This is a genomic window from Acidobacteriota bacterium (genome assembly GCA_016716435.1).
Classification (GTDB): domain Bacteria; phylum Acidobacteriota; class Blastocatellia; order Pyrinomonadales; family Pyrinomonadaceae; genus OLB17.
This window is the reverse complement of record JADJWI010000003.1, coordinates 196,823-214,097: the sequence shown is the minus strand read 5'-3', so window position 1 is coordinate 214,097 and position 17,275 is coordinate 196,823. Positions and strand designations below refer to the sequence as shown.

The following is a 17,275-nucleotide window of genomic DNA, read 5'->3' as shown; positions in this document are numbered from 1 at the left end:
TTAGGATTGAAACTGGAGCTACGCGGACGGATTAAATATGTTCACCTATTTCCTTGCGGCTCAGCCAAAAGAAATTGCGGCACTTCGAGCCGGCAATGACGTATTGGACCACATAGCCAAGCTTCCTACGCAACTCGGCGGCAACTACAGCCGGGAACGGATCGACTATTTGTCGTCGGTCTTCCTCCAGGAAGAACGGAGATCACTCGCAACTGCTGAAAAGCTTGCGGATGGTTCCCAGTTTTTCCAGATCGACTCGAAACTTATTCAGCACGTCGCAGTGGCCGAGCAAGAAGACTTACTCTATGCTTCGGCACGGTGGGATGAAGGTGCGTGGCAGGATACGTACGTAAACAGAATGGATCTTGCCGGGTTCTTGCTTGAGTTTGCCGAGCTATGCAGGGCCGCGATTGCTGCCGGCAAAAGCGTCTACTTTGTGATTGTCGAGCAATAACATTTTGAAGAACCCCAGCCGGTAACGGGAACCTTTTCGGATCTAAGGTGTCTAAAGATATAAATGCACGTACGAGCGCTGAAATATCTATCTGTCGTTCTGGTTGTGGCTTTTGCCGTGAATCCCGGTAACGCTCAGGTTCAGACCAAAGAGGAACGAAAAAAGCTCTTTGCCGATGTTGCGGAAGATGAAAAAGCGGTGGCGGCGTGTTCGAAGGCGATCCGTGAAGAGCAAATTAAGAACTTTGGAAAGCCCCTTCCAAAGATCGCGGGGCATTGTTGGGATGGCTGTCCGTTAAAACTAGTCAAACCCTATTACCCGGAAACCGCTCGTCGATCTAAGATCAGCGGCGAAGTCCTGGTTGACATCATTGTCGACGAGAAAGGGTATGTTGTCTTTGCGAAAGTCAGGGAAGGGAACGGCATGCTGAGAAGGGCGGCACTGGAAGCAGCCAAACTGTCGCAATATCGACCCGAGGTCACCTGTGGCAACCGTCCGATCAAATTCCGCCGGACGATCAAGTACTATTTCCATCCTGATATGTAACGACTGAATTTCAGAAGTGTTCGCTTGTTCTTTCTCAGTGCTCTCCGTGACTCTGTGGTGAATTTTGGTCGATAATGGGTTATGGCTGTTCCGAGAGTAGTTGTTTATTGGGTGGTGACGCTTTGGCTGTGTGTGGGCATGCTGGCGAGTGCGGTTCTGCAGCTCGTCAAGATGCCGGAGGTCTTGCACAGTTTTGGCCGGCTGGGGTATCCGCGGTATTTGCTGGTGCTGCTCGGCGTTTGGAAAATTCTTGGCGTGATCGTTTTGATCGCACCGCGAATGCCGCTCCTGAAAGAGTGGGCGTATGCGGGGTTTTTCTTCGTCACGTCGGGTGCGTTCTTCTCGCACATCGCGATCGGCGATGGTTTTGCGACGATGCTCCCGACGGCGGTGCTGCTTATGCTCACGGTCGCGTCCTGGTACCTGCGGCCCGAAAGCCGACGGCTCGCGGGGACGAGCCCTAGTGGCGGCTGAACAATAAAAACGCACGGCATTAGCGACGGGCTTCATGGCAACGACTGAAATAAGAGAGACGATCCCTGCTTCGGCCGATGCGGTGTTTGCGTTGATCCATAACTACGATCGCAGACTCGAATGGGACACGCTCTTGAAAGAAGCCTATCTCGAACCTGAATTTGACGAAGCGTGTCTAGGCGCGATTTCCGTGTGCAGAGGGAAAGGATTGTTGGGAATCTTCGCACTGCGAACTCAATACGTCTCGTTTGACCGAGGGCGGGTCGCGGCCGTCAAGTTGTTGAATCAACCGCCGTTCTTTGACGCCTTTGCCGCGAGTATACGGCACGCAAAGATCGACGATGCTCACTCGGAAGTGATCTATAAAGTAAATTTCACAGCCCGCCCGGCATGGCTGCGTCCGGTTCTTCATCCGCTCATGCAGGCAGTTTTCGCATGGGAAACCCGAAAACGCCTGCGGGCACTGAAGAGTTTCTTCGAGAGTGAACTGGGACGAGTTTAAGAAGACAACAACCGGCCGAAATTGCCTCAACGAAAAAGACCTCAGCCGCATAGGGCCGAGGTCTTTTGTTGGTTAACAAAGTCGCGTTTCGGTCAGCTACTTCTTCGGGGCGATGCGCCAGAGTTCGCCTTTCGATTCGTCTGTAACGACGTAGAGAAAGCCATCCGGGCCTTGGCGGACGTCTCGGATGCGGCTGCCGCGGTCGGTCAGCAGATGCTCCTCGCCGGCGACGCGGCCGTCTTTCATCACCAGGCGCACGAGCCGCTGCGAGGCGAGCCCGCCGACGAAGAGGTTACCCTTCCATTCCGGAAAGGCCGCTCCGGTGTAAAACTCCATTCCCGAAGGTGCGATCACCGGGTCCCAATAATAGACCGGCTGCTCGGTGCCGTCTTTTGCGGTCGTGCCGCCTGAGATCGCCTGGCCGGTATATTCCTGGCCAAAGGTCGCGACCGGCCAGCCGTAGTTCTTGCCCTTTTCAGGCATGTTCAGCTCATCGCCGCCGCGGGCGCCGTGCTCGACCGTCCAGAGCCTGCCCTGGTCATCAAAAACTGCCGACTGGATATTGCGATGGCCGATGGTCCAGATGTCGCCTAACGCGCCTTCCTTGCCGGCAAAAGGATTGTCCGTAGGCACCGTGCCGTCCGGATTGATGCGGACGACCTTGCCGTTGTGGGCCTCAAGCGATTGTGCAAGCGGCCGCATGGTTCTCAGGTCAAAGCGATCGCCGAGCGTGATGAAGAGCTTGCCGTCCGGGGCGAATGCGAGCCGCGAACCGAAGTGAAGGCCATTGTTATAGGTCGGCATCGCGCGGAAGATCACGCGGACCTCCGAGAGTTTTCGTCCGTCCGGGCTCAAGACGCCGCGGGCGACCGATGTGCCGCTGCCGCCCTCACGCTGTTCGGAAAAGCTCCAGAAGATGGTGCGGTCTTTCGCAAATGTCGGGCTGAGCGCGACGTCGAGCAAGCCGCCCTGTCGCGAGGCGCTTATCGGCGGCAATCCGCCCTGTCCGCTTTCGGCTGAAACTCCGCCTTGGGCTACCGACGTCAGGCCCTCTATCGGGTCGCCGACCTTGCCATCGGCCGAAACGATGCGCATCCGGCCCGGCTTTTCCGTCACCAGAAAGCTGCCATCGGGAAGCGGCTCAACGGCCCAAGGGTTCTCGAGTCCTTTGGCCAGCACCGTCACCTCAATGGCTGCTGCGGTCTTCACGCCACAGACACGCGTTTGCGCCGCAAATGCCGGCTTCTGCTCGGAAGCATTTGGTGGCCTTGTCTCAAGCGGCGTGCATTGTCCCGCCGCCGTTTTCTGGTCCGCCGCCGGTGCCTGCTCGGTGCTCGGCCGCTGCCCACACGCCGTGCCAGCCAAAATCGCCGAAGCCGCCAATGCGATCACAAATTGCGTTCTCTTCATAGAATTATTTCCTCCTTGATATCGGCCGCGGCCGCTCGTCTATATAAATTTCGCACCCGCCCGCCCAGGCAGATGCGCCGACGCCGCAGAAACCGTTTCTCCCAGTCTAACAAATCCACCCGCCCGGGCGAATGCTCCTAAACTCCGGATCACTTGAATGTATAAAAACCCCAAGTATATACGTTATAATGAGCGGATGATCACAACCATTGAAACTAGTGTTGTATCGGTTTCGCCCGATGTGATGAGTGGGGCGGCGGTCTTCACAGGAACACGTGTCCCCGCACAGAGCCTTCTCGACTACCTCGCTGCGGGCCACTCGCTCGAGGAGTTTCTTGTTGATTTCCCAACGGTGACGCGGGAACAGGCTGTCGAACTTCTTCAAGAAAAACTTAAGGTACATTGAGGCGATGATCAGAGATCTATTCATTCTGCTTGCGTGCTTGTTCATATTTTCGGGCGTCTGTGCTGCTCAAGAAGTTCCGTTCGAGAGTTTCGAGAGGGCCGTCCGTGAGGAAAAAGGCGGATTTGCCGGCGATAAGGGCAAGCTATCGAAGGTTTTCCAAGATGAACGCATGCGTCTCGGGACGGATTTCGAGAGCGAGCTTTGGAAATATTTGGGTGACGACGCCGATAAACACTTCTGGATCGCCGCTTTTCTTACGAGCAAATCGTACCTTCACGGCAGCCCTGCGTTGTCTGACCTCGCATTTCAAATCAGGACAAGAAATCTAAAGTTGTTAGAGGGGCGAACCGACAATCGCAGCCGCGGTCGTGCGGTTTCGATCAATCGCCATCTTGCCATCTCGGCCAGGCTTGAAGAGAAACAGACGGATGCCATCATGTATCGCGACAAAGCTGAGGCGATCTTGGCAAAAGACCGCAATGGGCTGTGGCCTTACGTCTCCGGGCAAACCGATTTTAGCCGCTGCGTTTACGAGAACATCGGCGGAAGCATCGACACATGCGACCCGAACCCGCCGCCAAAGGAACGCATTGTCTCCGCGGGCTGGATGAACAAACGGGCAAGGAACTTCAAGAATCCACCGTATCCGTCGGGTGTCGCAAAAAGCCAAGCGGGTCGGGTCGATGTCCGCATACTTGTTGGCGGAGACGGCACCGTAATATCAGCCGAGATCATTCGCGGCCCGGCCGAACTCCACCAGGCCGCTATCGAAGCCGCCATGAGACTGGAGTTTGGGCCGACAATTCTTTCGGGCGTCCCCACCAAAGTCTCCGGTTGGGTCTCTTTCGATTTCCGGCCTTAGAGGTGCGATCGGCCCCCAATACGATCGCATTGTACTTCTTCGTCTGGTTTGGTCACAAGATGAACTTGACGGACGTGATTATCGGTAGCTCGTCGCTGAACGAAGATCTGGTCATATATGCCAAACGGGTTGATGGCCAATTCCTGCCAACCTCCGAAGCCGTCCTATTTGCGTTGACTGAAGACGAGGAGGCAATGAAGCCCGATGAGTTCGCTAGCCGAAACTGCCCCGGATTTAGTTACTGCATTGAAATTTTCTTACTTAATGAGTTACTCGAAGACCTAGAAGCCCGAGGCGATAATACGACCACCGATGAAGTGGTCGAACGTGTGATCTACTACTTAGAGAACGACGCATACCTCGAATAGTATCGAGGATGAAAACTACCATGAGTGCGCAGAAAAAATTGACGCAAGCAGATCAAAAGGAGTTGCTAAGCGAACTCAAGAAACGGTTTGAGGCGAATATGCATCGCCATGAGGGGATCGAGTGGGGCGAGGTGGAGAAGCGGCTTGCGGCGGATGCGGGGAAGCTTTGGTCGCTCGGTGAGATGGAGCGGACGGGCGGCGAACCGGATGTGGTCGGCCGCGATAAGAAGACCGGCGAGTTCATTTTCTTTGATTGCTCGGCGGAGAGCCCGAAGGGGCGGCGGAGCGTCTGCTATGACCAGGCGGCGCTCGATTCGCGGAAAGAGCACAAGCCAAAGCACAGTGCGATCGGCATGGCTGCCGAGATGGGCATCAAGGTCCTGACCGAAGCCGAATATAAAGAACTGCAGAAGCTCGGCGAGTTTGACCTGAAGACCTCAAGCTGGATCTTGACGTCTGAAGATGTCCGCAAACTCGGTGGGGCTATGTTTTGCGACCGACGCTACGAAACGATCTGGACATACCACAACGGCGCCGAATCCTACTACGCCGCCCGCGGCTGGCGCGGTTCGCTGCGGGTTTAGGCGAACTTTTTCGCAGTTTTATTGTGCAACCTTTCCCCCGGTTTGTTATACTAACAGTGTTGAACATACTTTAAGACGGCACGGGGTAATAAGATGTACAAGCTGATTTTGGGTATCGTCACAATTGGAGTTCTGCAGTTTGCTTTGATGTTGTATCTGCAAATGCAGCAGCCTGCCGAAAAGCAGGTGGCACAGTTGCGCCCTGCTCTGTCTAACGCACTCCCCGCGGCGGTTCAACAAGAAGAAACGAGGCTCGAAGATGGAAATCCGCCGGAAAGCGCCACAGAGCCCGAGCGAGTAAGCGTCAGGCCGAGTGAGCGAGCCACCTTCAATAACTCAAGAAAGGCGCGGCGTTCGGTGGCTGAACGAACCCCTATACGAACCGCCGAGCAGGCCAAATTCGATACCGTCGTTATCGGCTACAACGTCCCGCCGCCACGTCCCGATTGCGGATCGCCGAACAACATAAAACCGACGCGAAAAGAGAGCACGCAGTTTGCCGCGACGTCGGCCCCGCGATGGAAGGTGGTAAAGACCGAAGCTCTCAGCTTCGAATGATCGGGCAGCAATATTATAAAGAAATGGCGGCCTTCCCGGGCCGCTCTTTTGCGCTCGCGTTTCCCGCAAGAGATTTCAGCAAATCAAGTTTTTAGTCATTAAATGGCAATGGCGTATACTTGAACGCAAGTATGGTGCTCGTACACTTTTTCCCATGGCGAACGAACTTCCAGTCTCAAAGAAGTAGCTGAATGAGCGATTCAAAAGCACGCCTCATCCGCATTTTGCAGAACGCCTATTCGGGCGAGGTGGCGGCCGCGTATGCATATCGCGGGCATTGGAAGTCGCTCAAGGACAGCCCGGAAAGGGAAAAGATCAAGCGGATCGAGGAAGAGGAATGGGACCATCGCCGCCGCGTAGGCGAGTGGCTTGAGAAGCTCGGAGCAAAGCCCAAACCGGTGCGCGAAAAGGTCTTTTGGATGATCGGCCGCACGCTCGGGGTGACCTGCCACATATCGGGCTGGTTCATGCCGATGTATTTCGCCGGCCGGCTCGAAAGCAAGAACTCGATCGAATACGAGGACGCCGCAGCGTTCGCACGGGAACTGGGGATGGACGATTGCGTGGCCGACCTTATCGACATGGCCCGGGTCGAGGTCGAGCACGAAGAGTTTTTCCGCAGTGTCGTCGCCGACCACAGGATGCTGCCCGCAATGAAGCGCGTCTTCCGCTGGGGCTAAGCTAAAAAAAAGAAATGGCAGCCGTTCGAGAGCCGCCTTGCCTTGTCTGCAAGCGGCCTTCGACGAGGGAGTGTTGCCGTGGTCAGTTGTGGAGGGTTGTAGTTGAACCTAGTTCAGGAAACCAAATGAACGAACTAACGCAAGAGGAGTATAGCGACACTTTTTCACCTGATCCCTTAAATCTGTAATGCTCCGCCAAGTTTCGACAGATGTATGGTGTGTATTGAGTATTTGGGAAACTCTTTACGAAATCTTCATAAACGACATGATCAACATCGGTTTTGGGGGAGGAAAATACTCTTGCAATATCGGTCTTTTCTTTTAGATATTCAAGTGCCCTTAAGTTTTCACCCTCTGGATTAGCAATTTCAAAAGAAGTCCAATCCGTTGAGATAAACTGCCGACCGTCTCGACTTTTCAGCACGGCCTTGATCTGATAGTTCCCGGCAAGCGGAAAATGCGTGTTCAGATCCAATCCCAACAATTCGGTATGCTTTACCTGCGTTCCAGGGGGTATAAGACTGTCTTTCCCAACTGAGAATATACGGTTTGGTGATAAGGGCTTGACTTCACGTTCTGCCCCATCAGGCGTCCGAATATATATTTGAACAAAGTTAGACGAGAAGCGCAGGGTCCCGTGTCCGCGGATCGGATTTCCTGTACGGTTGCTCAGCTCTAAAGTAATCGGTATTGGTTCATTGAGCAGGAACGAGCTTCTTGTCGTAGAAACGCTCAGTGAGAGCGACGAAAATTCTAGATCCTGACCCGATGTTTGCTGACCAGACAAGACAACAAAGCTAGTCAATAAAACGGAAGCAATTACGATTGTGGGTGCCCATGTCTTCGTCATTCCATTGATTATTGTTAGCCCGAGTTTTCATATTGAAACTAGGCTTTATATAGGCTCTATCTGGTAAAAACCGACTCCCGATCTAGATTTCCGAACAGGATTTTATAAAAACTCGACAATGGTGAGATGTGTCCCCGTCGAAATACTGATACTGCAAACTCCTGACACAAACCTTAGCTTTGTTAACAATATTGGCCTCGAATCGTCGAACCCGCACGGACGTTTAAAGTGAGCAACAAGTTCCCGATGACGGACCGTCAGTCAGAATAATATCATCTAAGAGATCGTAAAAGTTCCTTTACTCTTGGTGCATATATGAAGTTCTGGACCGACTCAAGTTGCTCTAAAGCCACTAAGGCATTCTGTCTGTTTCCCGAGAATGTGTGGCGTTCCGCTAAGTTCAATCGGATATAGGGTGAATATGGACTGTCAGGATACTTCGCCAAAAAATCCTCAAAGATCATTTCCCTCTCTTTGCTATCAATTTCGGAGAAAACCCTTCCAGTATCTGTTTCTTCTTGCAAGAAAGTAAGCGCATCAAGATCGTTAGCAAGTGGCGCGGCGATAGTGACATCGTACCAACCAGATCGTGCATTCGCATCACTAGTCGTGCTTTTTAACACTGCCCTGATCTGGTAATGCCCGGGCAGATCAAAATACCGAAGCAGATCTAACTTCAAAACATCGAAACCATCAATATGTGCTCCATCTGGAATCGGACTTTCAGTTCCTACGCATCGTGAACGATACGTGGACAATTGTTTGATCTTCCGCTCGGCTCGCTGTGCGTCGCGCACGTAAATTTCAACGGTATTGCACGAGAATCGAAAATTCGCATGACCCACTATTTCGCGATTGGTGTTATTACGAAGTTTGAAGATTATCGGGATCGGCTCAAGTTGGACAAAACTCTGCTTGGATGAAGAAATTTGAAGCGAGAGGCCCTCAAAACCCTCGTGCGCGGACGCATACTTCTGAGTTTTCAGCGTAAGACTTAAGGACAGCAAAACCGGCAACGAGAACGATAGATATCTCACAGCCTCCATAAAATTCCCTCTCCTAGGATTGTCCGGGACTCTTAACCCTGCATCTAATCAAATGCAAGTGCTGGGGAATAAACAACGGCTCAGGGAACGGCGATGCCCATCAACAGGGAGTTTATCAAAATCAAGGCCAAAAAAACAACGAGTTTGAACATAGCTTAAGCCATCCAAATAAGACCGTGTCCTATCTGTAAACCAACTTTGTAAATCGCGCAAAAGGGCGAACCGTTTTTCCGGCCCGCCCCTTCATCTACGCGATTATCACCAATGATGCTTCTTGTAATAGAAAACAGGCAAGAGAAACTAGGCAAGATCGAACCGGTCAAGGTTCATCACCTTATCCCATGCTGCGATGAAGTCGCGGACGAACTTTTCCTTGCCGTCGTCGCAGGCATAAACCTCAGCGAGCGAGCGGAGTTCCGAGTTCGAGCCGAAGATTAGATCGACCCGCGTGCCTGTCCACTTCTGTTCGCCGGTCGTGCGGTTGACGCCGTTGAAGACCTGGCCGTCGCCGTTTGCCGACTCCCATTTCGTGCTCATATCGAGCAGGTTGGTAAAGAAGTCGTTGGTCAGCGTGCCCGGGCGGTCGGTCAAAACGCCGTGCTTTGAGCCGTCCCAGTTCGTATCAAGGACACGCATGCCGCCAACGAGTGCCGTCATCTCCGGAGCGGTCAGCCCCATAAGTGCGGCCTTATCGATCAGCATTTCTTCGGCCGGCGTCTTGTGATGGCTCTTGCGGTAATTGCGGAAGCCGTCAGACTGTGGTTCGAGATATTGGAACGATTCGACCTCAGTCATTTCCTGCGTTGCATCGCCGCGGCCCGGTGTGAAGGGCACGGAGACGTCGTAGCCGGCATCCCTTGCCGCCTTCTCAACCGCAGCACATCCGCCGAGCACGATCACGTCGGCAAGTGAAACGCGTTTGCCGCCGCCGAGCGAGGCATTGAACTCATTCTGAATGCCCTCGAGAGTCGCCAGCACAGTGCCAAGCTGGAACGGGTTGTTGACCTCCCAGTTCTTCTGCGGCGCAAGGCGGATGCGGGCTCCGTTGGCTCCGCCGCGATTGTCCGTCCCGCGGAAGGTCGAGGCCGACGCCCATGCGGTCGATGCAAGTTGCGAAACGGTCAAGCCGGAATTGAGTATCTTTTCTTTGAGCACGCCGACATCCGACGAATCAATGGTCGAACGCGAATCGGCCGGGACCGGGTCCTGCCAAATGAGCTCCTCTGCCGGAACCATCGAACCAAGATACCGGGCCTTCGGGCCCATGTCGCGGTGCGTAAGCTTGAACCATGCACGAGCAAAGGCGTCGGCCAGTTCATCCGGATTCTCCATGAAGTGCCGAGAGATCTTCTCGTATGCCGGGTCCATCCGCATCGCCATATCGGCGGTGGTCATCATCGGTAGATGCTTTTTGTTCGGGTCGGCCGCGTCGGGCACGTTCGGTTCGACATTGACCGGACGCCACTGATTTGCTCCCGCCGGGCTCTTGGTCAGCTCCCATTCGTTGCCGAAGAGCGTCTCAAAATAGCTGTTGTCCCACTGGATCGGCGTCGGTGTCCAGGCACCTTCGATGCCGCTCGTGATCGTATCGGCACCCTTGCCGGAGGCGTAGGTGCTCAGCCAGCCGAAGCCTTGAGCCTCGATCGGGGCGCCTTCCGGCTCCGAGCCAACATGGGCCGCATCGCCGGCACCGTGTGCTTTACCGAAGGTGTGGCCGCCGGCGGTAAGTGCGACGGTTTCATAGTCGTTCATCGCCATCCGGCCAAAGGTTTCGCGGATATCGCGGGCCGAACCGAGCGGGTCAGGGTTGCCGTTCGGGCCTTCGGGGTTGACGTAGATCAGCCCCATCTGGACGGCTGCGAGCGGGTTCTCAAGCTCACGGTCGCCGGTGTAACGTTTGTCGGCAAGCCATTCGCCCTCGGAGCCCCAGTAAGTATCTTCCTGCGGATGCCAAACATCTGCACGGCCGCCACCGAAGCCAAACGTCTTAAAGCCCATCGATTCGAGAGCGGCGTTGCCGGCCAGGACGAAGAGGTCTGCCCACGAAAGCTTGCGGCCGTATTTCTGCTTGACCGGCCACAGTAGGCGGCGTGCCTTATCAAGGTTGCCGTTGTCCGGCCAGCTATTGGTCGGGGCAAAACGCTGCTCGCCATTGCCCGCACCGCCGCGGCCGTCCGCAACACGGTAAGTACCGGCCGCGTGCCATGCCATGCGGATCATGAACGGGCCGTAGTGACCGTAATCCGCCGGCCACCAGTCCTGCGAATCCGTCATCAGGGCCTTGAGGTCTTCCATCACGGCGTTGAGGTCAAGCGACTTGAACTCTTCCGCGTAATTGAAGTCGTTGCCCATCGGATCCGCCAGTTCCGAATTCTGCCGGAGGATCCCTAGATCCAACGCATTCGGCCACCAGTCGCTATTGGATCGCTTTGTGCTGGTCGTAAAGCCGATAGAACCACCCGTAAACGGACAGCGGCTCGATTCATTTATCTCAAACGCTTCGCCTTGGTTTTCTACTTCGTTGTTTCCCATCTTTTTTGTCGTTCCTCTTGGTTTGTATTTTGAAAAATTACAGGTAGTTGAAATGCGGCCGGCAAAGTGCACCGGGGCATATCCCGGTCAGCTAGTCGCCGCAATCAGGGCAAAGGCCCCGAAGCGTAAAGTCCATCTCGCCCGGCTTAAACCTTGATCGCCTTACAGCCTGCTTCAGCAACTCAGGCGGGATAGCGAGCTCAAGGTCGGCAAGCTTTCCACAGTCCGTGCAGATCGCATGGTGGTGCGGCTGAAGGTTGCGGTCGTAACGCGTCGCGTCCGCACCGAAACTAACTTCGCCGATCAGGCCCTCGTTCTTGAGATACCGCAGGGAGTTATAGACCGTTGCGAACGAGATGCCCGCAAGCCGACGGCGAGCATGTTCAAAGACCTCGTTCGCCGTCAGGTGCGATTCCGACTCGCGGATCACCTGCAGCACGGCGTGCCTTTGCTTTGTGTAACCTGAGGCCTCAAGTTGCTTCATCATACGGGGACGTGTTGCGATTTCGACTTAGAATAATTCTATTTCAAATTTGTGTCAAATGACGCGGGCGATGGATTCTCTACCGCATCGGGATGACGCAGGGAACTTCTCGGGCAAAATCCGTGTATGAATGTAGGGACGAATAGCCTCGATGGGAGTTTTTGGATAAAGAAAAGCCGGCCCGGAGATTAAATTCCGCGGCCGGCTTCATTATTCTTGGATTGGATCAATTCGCTCCCTTGCCTTCCATCGGGAAGCCGGCCTCTCGCCAGGAGGCGGTTCCGCCGAGTAGTGCATAAGCGTTGGTGAATCCTTTCTTCTTTAGTTCGTGTACCAGACCGGCACTTGAATTTTCGGCCGGTCAGGAACAGTAGGCAATTATCTTCTTGCCTTTCGGTAGCGAATCCGCCTTGGCGATCTGGTCCGGCGGAATGTTTACCGCTCCTTTGATCCGTTGAACGTCGAAGCTGGCCGCTGAGTGTGTGTCAACGAAAACGGCTGAGCCATCGTCGAATGCCTTTTTGGCCTCGGCCAGCGGCATCCGCTCAACATCCGGAAACGGAATGTTAAGGGCCGCGGGCGAAGCGGCCGGAGCAACGGGCTTTGTGTTCGTATTCGCGGCCGGCGATGCGTTAACAGCGGGCGACGCGTTGCGGGCGGTGTTCGTGCCCGTTTCGGCGCAGGCCGCCGCAAACAGGCCGGTCGCGGCGAGTGCGGTCAAAAGTCCAAGTCTTTTTATTTTCATAAGCATTTATTTCGCAAAGGCGGCGAGTACCTCATCGGCATGTTCGCTTACCTTTACCTTATCAAAAATCTTTACGATCTTGCCTTTCTCATCGATCAAAAATGTCTTGCGGTGCGTCCCCATGTACTTTTTTCCGTACATACTTTTCTCGCCCCAAACGCCGAAGGCCTCGACGATCGACTTGTCAGTATCGGCGAGCAGGTCGAACGGAAGTTCATATTTTGCGATGAATTTCTGGTGCGACTTTTCGTCGTCGATCGAAACGCCGACCACCTCGATACCGGCTTTCTTCAGTTCCGCGATCCCATCGCGGAGCGAGCATGCCTGTTTGGTGCAGCCCGGCGTGTCGTCCTTCGGGTAAAAATATAGTGCGAGCTTTTTGCCCTTGAAATCACCAAGCTTGACGGCCTTGCCGTCCTGATTCTTGCCCTTGAACACGGGCGCTTTATCGCCTTCTTTAAGCATAATTATCTGAACTCCTCTTATCTAAAAGATACAACAACCGCATCGAAGTTCGCACGCGAGGAAGCGAGCGGATTCGCCCGGGCCGTTAGTTCTTCTTGCCAAAGTTCCAGCGCATTCCGGTTGTGAAAAAGAAATCGTTGCGTTTCGACGTGCCGGTCGGGTCGTTGTTGTAGCGGTTGCCGACCGTGAACTGCCAGCCGATGTTTTTGGTTATATCTACTGTCATATTCGAGTCGAAGATAAAGCGAAACTCGTTGCGGTCGGTTACGTTCTGATAAAAGCTGAACGCCTGCTGAAGCCGAAGCTTGCCGTTGAAGCGGTGCTTGAGCGTATTGCCGGCGAGCGCTTCGGGCGTGTCGGTGTTCGGGCCGACCTGCCATGTGCGGTTCCAACCGCCGCCGATAAGGACGTCAAGCTCGGTCCGGTCGTTTTTGACGAGGTGGTGGCCGATCCCGCCGCCCGGTACCGAGCGGAAATATAGCTTCCGCGGCCGGTCGCGTTCGAAATCATAAGAAACGAACCCGAAGGTCCGGTCGCTCAACCGGCGGTCATAGCGGGCGCCGCCCCAAACGGCATTTTGCGTCGTGCTTGCGCTTGCATTGCGGTTGCTGTTCCAGAGGCTCCGCGAGTAAACGGTCAGTTTGTCCTTAGTTCCGGTCTTCGTGGCCCGCAGGCCGGTGGTCATCTGGCTTGTTCGCGAATTGCCGGTCGTGAAATTGAACCCGACGCTGGCATTGCCTTGCCAGCCGGTGAAGAGCCCGTACATCTTGCCGCCGAAGAGCCGCGGTTCTTCTTTTAGTTCGGCCGGTTCGGGCTCAGCGACCGGTTCCGGCTCAGGCTTGGCATCTGCTTTTGCGGCAGTTTCGGCTTCGGCGGGTTTTTCCTCAGCGACGGTGACCGAATCGACGAACTTTGCGTCGATGGTGACCTTGCCTGCATAATCGGTCTCAAGCGTGATCGTCTCGCCTTCGCGGGAGATGACCTTGCCGGTCAGGCGGTCGCCATTTTTGAGCTTTACCTCGTCACCCACGGTGGCGTGAATCTCGGCCGCGAATAGGGAAAAAAGCACGAGGGCTGCGATGATCTTTGGGGAAATCATGGTTTTCGGATCCTTAAGTTTGATGGAGCGCGTACGCGGGCGGCACGCGAAAATCATAAGCTTAGCATTATGAAACTAGGATGTGAATTACTCGGCGTTATGCCGGACGAAGGCTTTGCGAGGCGATGAAGCTGATCTCCGAACGGAAAGTGATCGAGCTCGCGAACGGTAGAAAGGCCGACTTTGCGGCCGAGATCGGAGAGCGGTTCGAGCACCGGGCAAAGAGCTGCGAGACCTGCGAGGTTAAGGGCTCTTGCTGCACGGACGTGCACTTCGTCAATGTCCGCATCACACGGCTTGAGGCCCGGGCGATCAATGCCGCGCTCGGCGAGCTGCCGGACGAAGTCCGTGAACGGGCCGCCGAACGCATAAGACGATCGGCCGAGCTTCTCAAAAATGAAAAGCGGGCAGAGGCGAAGTTTGCCTGCCCGCTATTTGAAGGCGATATGGGTTGTCTGGTTCACGGGAAGGCCAAGCCTCTTCCGTGCATTGTCCATGCCTGCTACGAGCGGCCGGAGCACCTGCCGCCCGATGAATTGCTTGCGGCCGAAGAGCACGAGGTGCTCAAGCTCGAACGCCGCGCTTATGGTCGGAACGTCGCCGCTTTGCCGATTCCGCTCGCGCTTGAGGCTTACCGCTAGGCCTCGGCCGCAGGCGGTGCGGCGGCCGGAAGCGTCTTCAGCTTTGCCCCAAGGAGCGTCATCGGAACGAGCAGAAGCAAGAAGACCGCGTGGTACCAGACCGGCATGTAGTTCCAGACCATGATCTGCACCATCAGACCGAAGGCGAGCAGGAGCGCACCTAGGATCAATGCCGTCCGGTTATTCTCGCCGGCAATTACCGCAGCCAGATAACCCGAAACGATCGAGATGATGATGCTGCGGACGATGTGCATCACCAATATCGTCGCGTCAGCCGTAAACTCCGTGGTATTGACCATGGCCTTTTCCATCCCGAGTTGGTGAGCTCCGTACCAACCGGGCGAGAGCGACATCAGCACTTGGTCGCTGCCGATCCAAAGTATCGACCAGGCAATGAAACCCGCCACGACTCCGAGAATGATCCTTACCATTTGTTATCTCCTTTCTGCTTGGGTTGAAAGAACTAATACGGTTGAGAGGATAAAATTGCTACGCAGGCCAGATTCAGCCGAGCGCAGGCGGATTATAGGCGAAAGGCGGGCTGAAAACAAAACAGGAATCTCAAGTCCGGACGAATCTGCCGACTGCGGCATGTTGAATCTCCGCTTCGGGCTCTTTGTGCAGAAACTCTGCGAGCTTTGCGTTTGAATCATTCTTAAACACAAAGCTCGCAAAGGGTTGCACAAAGGTCCCAAAGACACCGGCAGTTTGAGTTTTTCGTTTTATGGCTGCGGCCTTCTTCGCCGTGCACCGCCTACTTGATCTCAAACTCAAAGGGCAGGAGCATCATTGCTTCGCCGCGCTGCATTCGGTCAAACATTTCGGCGTAGCGGAGCGCCCGGCGGGCGTCTCTCGGCAGAGCGTCGGCTATGGCCCTTTGGGCCTTCTGGTCGGATTCGACGGTCGCGTCCTCACCGCTACCCAAGAGCGTTTGGAAGAACGGCGTCGGAGCCGGGAAGACGATCCGCCTTACGTCCTTATCGGCCGGCAAACCGGCGAGTTCCTTGGCGATATCGATGGCCTTTTCGAGCCCGCCAAATTCGTCAATGAGGCCGTTCTGCTTTGCCTGAGTTCCGGTCCAAACGCGGCCCTGGCCGAGTTCGTTGGCCCGTTCGGCGTTCATATTGCGTCCGGCGGCGACCTTCGGGATAAAGTTGTTGAAATAGATGTTGTTGGCAAAGTCCTCCATCTTTTTCCGCTCGTCCGGGTTCCACTTTTCGGTCGCCCGGAAGATGCCGGAGTTCTTGCCGCGGAGAATGTATTGATTGGTGATGCCGAGCCATTCATAGAGGCCGCTAACGTCCGGCTTGCCGACAAAGACGCCGATCGAGCCTGTTAGGGTCGAAGGCTGTGCGACGATCTTGTTGGCGTTAGTCGAGATGTAATAACCGCCCGAGGCCGCGACATCCGCCATTGAGACGACGACCGGTTTCTTCAGCTTGGCGTTCTCGATCGCCCGCCACATAAGGTCCGACGCGAGGGCCGAACCGCCTGGCGAATCGACGCGGAGAATGATCGCCTTTACACTCGAGTCCTCGGCTGCGGCATTTACCGCCGAGACGACGGTATCCGAACCGACCATCTGCCCGCCGAATGTGCCGTCACTTGATTTGCCGGAGTTGATCGCACCGCTTGCGAAGATGATGGCGACCCGTTCGCCGTTGTTCAGGCCGAGCGAATCCGAGGGCACTTCCTTATACTGCCCGCCGCTGATGGTCCGGAGCTTTTCGTCGTCCTTGTAGCCGAGACGCTTCTTGATCTCGTCATACATTTGGTCGGGGTAAAGGGCGTCGTCGATCAGGCCGAGTTCCTTTGCCTGGCCGGCGTTGTAAGGGGCGTTGTCGATCAGGGCGGCGATATCTTCGGGCGACTTCTTTCGCGACTCGGCGATCGCGCCGGTGAAGCGTGCTACGTATTCGTCAAGCACAGCATTGATCACCTCAGCCTGGCCTTCGCCCATTTCCTTGCGGGTGTATTGGTCGGGAGCGTTCTTGTATTTCGGGCCGATCTGGATCACCTCGGCCTCAATGCCGAGCTTGTCGAGCGAGCCTTTGTAGAACATCGCTTCGGCGGCAAAGCCATTGACCCAAAGATCGCCCGGCGGCGGCAGGTAGATCCGCTCGGCAGCGGTCGCGATGTAGTACTCCCGATTCGTGCCCATTTCCATATAGGCATAGACGGGCTTGCCGGAGTCGCGAACGCTCTTGATCGCATCGCGAAGTTCATCGGCCTTCGCCCAGCCGATGCCGGGGAAGTTGATGTTGAGCAGAACGGCGCCAACGCGGTTATCGACCTTTGCCTTGCGGAGTTGGGTCAGCAACCCTGTGAAGCTCTGCTGTTGGCCGATGCCGAGCGCCTTTGCGAACTCGTCCTCGGGGACGTAGTCCGGCAATGAGCCTGAGACACTCAGCACGAGCACGCTATTGCTCGGCACGCTCGGCCGGCTGAGCATATCGGCGAATAGGATCAGCGCGATAACGCCGACGATGAGAAGAACGAAAAGCCCCGCGCCAATGGCAAGAGCGATCTTAGTACCTTTTGAAGCCGCCATGTTGAATATACTCGACCG

At 55.3% G+C, this 17,275-nt stretch carries 21 protein-coding genes; 11 read left to right on the top strand and 10 right to left on the bottom strand.

Annotation, left to right across the window (positions count from 1 at the left end; translation table 11 throughout):
- The first annotated feature begins 37 nt into the window (after nucleotides 1-37).
- The 4 genes from IPM21_04145 (at nucleotide 38) to IPM21_04130 (ending at nucleotide 1,976) form a co-directional block, all read left to right on the top strand.
- Nucleotides 38-454 carry a hypothetical protein gene (locus tag IPM21_04145; GenBank protein MBK9163092.1) on the top strand — a complete coding sequence of 139 codons (417 nt, stop codon included), beginning with the start codon at nucleotides 38-40 and terminating at the stop codon, nucleotides 452-454.
- Between the two features lie 63 nt (nucleotides 455-517).
- Nucleotides 518-1,000: a TonB family protein gene (locus IPM21_04140; protein ID MBK9163091.1), complete on the top strand. Its 483-nt coding sequence runs from the start codon at nucleotides 518-520 to the stop codon at nucleotides 998-1,000.
- A gap of 81 nt (nucleotides 1,001-1,081) precedes the next feature.
- Complete coding sequence (locus IPM21_04135) at nucleotides 1,082-1,474, top strand: DoxX family protein (protein MBK9163090.1); 393 nt, start codon at nucleotides 1,082-1,084, stop codon at nucleotides 1,472-1,474.
- Between the two features lie 34 nt (nucleotides 1,475-1,508).
- Nucleotides 1,509-1,976, top strand: a complete 468-nt coding sequence (locus tag IPM21_04130; protein ID MBK9163089.1) for an SRPBCC family protein — start codon at nucleotides 1,509-1,511, stop codon at nucleotides 1,974-1,976.
- 96 nt (nucleotides 1,977-2,072) lie between these two features.
- Here the strand turns inward: IPM21_04130 and IPM21_04125 are convergent, their stop codons facing one another.
- Nucleotides 2,073-3,386 (bottom strand): PQQ-dependent sugar dehydrogenase, encoded by a 1,314-nt coding sequence (locus IPM21_04125; protein MBK9163088.1) that lies wholly within the window; start codon nucleotides 3,384-3,386, stop codon nucleotides 2,073-2,075.
- 196 nt (nucleotides 3,387-3,582) lie between these two features.
- Here IPM21_04125 and IPM21_04120 point away from each other — a divergent pair, with 196 nt between their 5' ends.
- The 6 genes from IPM21_04120 to IPM21_04095 all read left to right on the top strand — a co-directional run bounded on the left by IPM21_04120 (nucleotide 3,583) and on the right by IPM21_04095 (nucleotide 6,844).
- Complete coding sequence (locus tag IPM21_04120) at nucleotides 3,583-3,792, top strand: DUF433 domain-containing protein (GenBank protein MBK9163087.1); 210 nt, start codon at nucleotides 3,583-3,585, stop codon at nucleotides 3,790-3,792.
- Nucleotides 3,793-3,796: 4 nt separating this feature from the next.
- Nucleotides 3,797-4,654 (top strand): energy transducer TonB, encoded by an 858-nt coding sequence (locus IPM21_04115; GenBank protein MBK9163086.1) that lies wholly within the window; start codon nucleotides 3,797-3,799, stop codon nucleotides 4,652-4,654.
- A gap of 59 nt (nucleotides 4,655-4,713) precedes the next feature.
- Nucleotides 4,714-5,022 carry a hypothetical protein gene (locus tag IPM21_04110; protein ID MBK9163085.1) on the top strand — a complete coding sequence of 103 codons (309 nt, stop codon included), beginning with the start codon at nucleotides 4,714-4,716 and terminating at the stop codon, nucleotides 5,020-5,022.
- An 8-nt stretch (nucleotides 5,023-5,030) separates the two neighbouring features.
- Complete coding sequence (locus IPM21_04105; GenBank protein MBK9163084.1) at nucleotides 5,031-5,606, top strand: DUF4256 domain-containing protein; 576 nt, start codon at nucleotides 5,031-5,033, stop codon at nucleotides 5,604-5,606.
- Nucleotides 5,607-5,699: 93 nt separating this feature from the next.
- Nucleotides 5,700-6,164: a hypothetical protein gene (locus tag IPM21_04100; protein ID MBK9163083.1), complete on the top strand. Its 465-nt coding sequence runs from the start codon at nucleotides 5,700-5,702 to the stop codon at nucleotides 6,162-6,164.
- Nucleotides 6,165-6,355: 191 nt separating this feature from the next.
- Nucleotides 6,356-6,844, top strand: a complete 489-nt coding sequence (locus tag IPM21_04095; GenBank protein MBK9163082.1) for a demethoxyubiquinone hydroxylase family protein — start codon at nucleotides 6,356-6,358, stop codon at nucleotides 6,842-6,844.
- An 82-nt stretch (nucleotides 6,845-6,926) separates the two neighbouring features.
- Here IPM21_04095 and IPM21_04090 read toward each other — a convergent pair whose 3' ends face one another.
- The 7 genes from IPM21_04090 to IPM21_04060 all read right to left on the bottom strand — a co-directional run bounded on the left by IPM21_04090 (nucleotide 6,927) and on the right by IPM21_04060 (nucleotide 14,065).
- Entirely contained in the window at nucleotides 6,927-7,694 is a 768-nt protein-coding gene (locus IPM21_04090) for a hypothetical protein (protein MBK9163081.1), read from the bottom strand.
- Nucleotides 7,695-7,966: 272 nt separating this feature from the next.
- Nucleotides 7,967-8,740, bottom strand: a complete 774-nt coding sequence (locus tag IPM21_04085) for a hypothetical protein (GenBank protein MBK9163080.1) — start codon at nucleotides 8,738-8,740, stop codon at nucleotides 7,967-7,969.
- Nucleotides 8,741-9,040: 300 nt separating this feature from the next.
- On the bottom strand, nucleotides 9,041-11,272 hold the full coding sequence (katG, locus tag IPM21_04080; GenBank protein ID MBK9163079.1) for a catalase/peroxidase HPI: 2,232 nt from the start codon (nucleotides 11,270-11,272) through the stop codon (nucleotides 9,041-9,043).
- A 91-nt stretch (nucleotides 11,273-11,363) separates the two neighbouring features.
- Nucleotides 11,364-11,759 carry a transcriptional repressor gene (locus IPM21_04075; protein ID MBK9163078.1) on the bottom strand — a complete coding sequence of 132 codons (396 nt, stop codon included), beginning with the start codon at nucleotides 11,757-11,759 and terminating at the stop codon, nucleotides 11,364-11,366.
- Nucleotides 11,760-12,117: 358 nt separating this feature from the next.
- The gene (locus IPM21_04070) at nucleotides 12,118-12,501 is read right to left on the bottom strand and encodes a rhodanese-like domain-containing protein (GenBank protein MBK9163077.1); all 384 of its coding nucleotides are present in this window, start codon (nucleotides 12,499-12,501) and stop codon (nucleotides 12,118-12,120) included.
- Between the two features lie 6 nt (nucleotides 12,502-12,507).
- Complete coding sequence (gene bcp, locus IPM21_04065; protein ID MBK9163076.1) at nucleotides 12,508-12,969, bottom strand: thioredoxin-dependent thiol peroxidase; 462 nt, start codon at nucleotides 12,967-12,969, stop codon at nucleotides 12,508-12,510.
- An 82-nt stretch (nucleotides 12,970-13,051) separates the two neighbouring features.
- Complete coding sequence (locus IPM21_04060) at nucleotides 13,052-14,065, bottom strand: DUF481 domain-containing protein (GenBank protein MBK9163075.1); 1,014 nt, start codon at nucleotides 14,063-14,065, stop codon at nucleotides 13,052-13,054.
- A 125-nt stretch (nucleotides 14,066-14,190) separates the two neighbouring features.
- Between IPM21_04060 and IPM21_04055 the strand changes: the two genes are divergently transcribed.
- A complete protein-coding gene (locus IPM21_04055) occupies nucleotides 14,191-14,706 on the top strand; it encodes a hypothetical protein (GenBank protein MBK9163074.1) in 516 nt (171 codons plus the stop codon).
- On the opposite strand, the gene IPM21_04050 is transcribed toward IPM21_04055, so the two are convergent.
- Nucleotides 14,703-15,137, bottom strand: coding sequence for a hypothetical protein (locus IPM21_04050; protein ID MBK9163073.1), 435 nt, complete (start codon nucleotides 15,135-15,137; stop codon nucleotides 14,703-14,705). The two genes, IPM21_04055 and IPM21_04050, sit on opposite strands and share 4 nt — an antisense overlap.
- A gap of 323 nt (nucleotides 15,138-15,460) precedes the next feature.
- Entirely contained in the window at nucleotides 15,461-17,257 is a 1,797-nt protein-coding gene (gene sppA / locus IPM21_04045) for a signal peptide peptidase SppA (protein ID MBK9163072.1), read from the bottom strand.
- Nucleotides 17,258-17,275 lie beyond the last annotated feature (18 nt).

Excerpts from the sequence above, each read along its gene's own strand:
- IPM21_04140 (MBK9163091.1), top strand. The coding sequence starts at position 518 with ATGCACGTACGAGCGCTGAAATATCTATCTGTCGTTCTGGTTGTGGCT.
- IPM21_04130 (MBK9163089.1), top strand. The coding sequence starts at position 1,509 with ATGGCAACGACTGAAATAAGAGAGACGATCCCTGCTTCGGCCGATGCG.
- IPM21_04090 (MBK9163081.1), bottom strand. The coding sequence starts at position 7,694 with ATGACGAAGACATGGGCACCCACAATCGTAATTGCTTCCGTTTTATTG.
- IPM21_04105 (MBK9163084.1), top strand. The coding sequence starts at position 5,031 with ATGAAAACTACCATGAGTGCGCAGAAAAAATTGACGCAAGCAGATCAA.
- IPM21_04145 (MBK9163092.1), top strand. The coding sequence starts at position 38 with ATGTTCACCTATTTCCTTGCGGCTCAGCCAAAAGAAATTGCGGCACTT.
- sppA (MBK9163072.1), bottom strand. The coding sequence starts at position 17,257 with ATGGCGGCTTCAAAAGGTACTAAGATCGCTCTTGCCATTGGCGCGGGG.
- IPM21_04125 (MBK9163088.1), bottom strand. The coding sequence starts at position 3,386 with ATGAAGAGAACGCAATTTGTGATCGCATTGGCGGCTTCGGCGATTTTG.
- IPM21_04075 (MBK9163078.1), bottom strand. The coding sequence starts at position 11,759 with ATGATGAAGCAACTTGAGGCCTCAGGTTACACAAAGCAAAGGCACGCC.
- IPM21_04055 (MBK9163074.1), top strand. The coding sequence starts at position 14,191 with ATGAAGCTGATCTCCGAACGGAAAGTGATCGAGCTCGCGAACGGTAGA.
- IPM21_04135 (MBK9163090.1), top strand. The coding sequence starts at position 1,082 with ATGGCTGTTCCGAGAGTAGTTGTTTATTGGGTGGTGACGCTTTGGCTG.
- IPM21_04115 (MBK9163086.1), top strand. The coding sequence starts at position 3,797 with ATGATCAGAGATCTATTCATTCTGCTTGCGTGCTTGTTCATATTTTCG.
- IPM21_04120 (MBK9163087.1), top strand. The coding sequence starts at position 3,583 with ATGATCACAACCATTGAAACTAGTGTTGTATCGGTTTCGCCCGATGTG.
- IPM21_04050 (MBK9163073.1), bottom strand. The coding sequence starts at position 15,137 with ATGGTAAGGATCATTCTCGGAGTCGTGGCGGGTTTCATTGCCTGGTCG.
- IPM21_04095 (MBK9163082.1), top strand. The coding sequence starts at position 6,356 with ATGAGCGATTCAAAAGCACGCCTCATCCGCATTTTGCAGAACGCCTAT.
- IPM21_04110 (MBK9163085.1), top strand. The coding sequence starts at position 4,714 with ATGAACTTGACGGACGTGATTATCGGTAGCTCGTCGCTGAACGAAGAT.
- IPM21_04085 (MBK9163080.1), bottom strand. The coding sequence starts at position 8,740 with ATGGAGGCTGTGAGATATCTATCGTTCTCGTTGCCGGTTTTGCTGTCC.
- IPM21_04100 (MBK9163083.1), top strand. The coding sequence starts at position 5,700 with ATGTACAAGCTGATTTTGGGTATCGTCACAATTGGAGTTCTGCAGTTT.
- katG (MBK9163079.1), bottom strand. The coding sequence starts at position 11,272 with ATGGGAAACAACGAAGTAGAAAACCAAGGCGAAGCGTTTGAGATAAAT.
- IPM21_04060 (MBK9163075.1), bottom strand. The coding sequence starts at position 14,065 with ATGATTTCCCCAAAGATCATCGCAGCCCTCGTGCTTTTTTCCCTATTC.
- IPM21_04070 (MBK9163077.1), bottom strand. The coding sequence starts at position 12,501 with ATGAAAATAAAAAGACTTGGACTTTTGACCGCACTCGCCGCGACCGGC.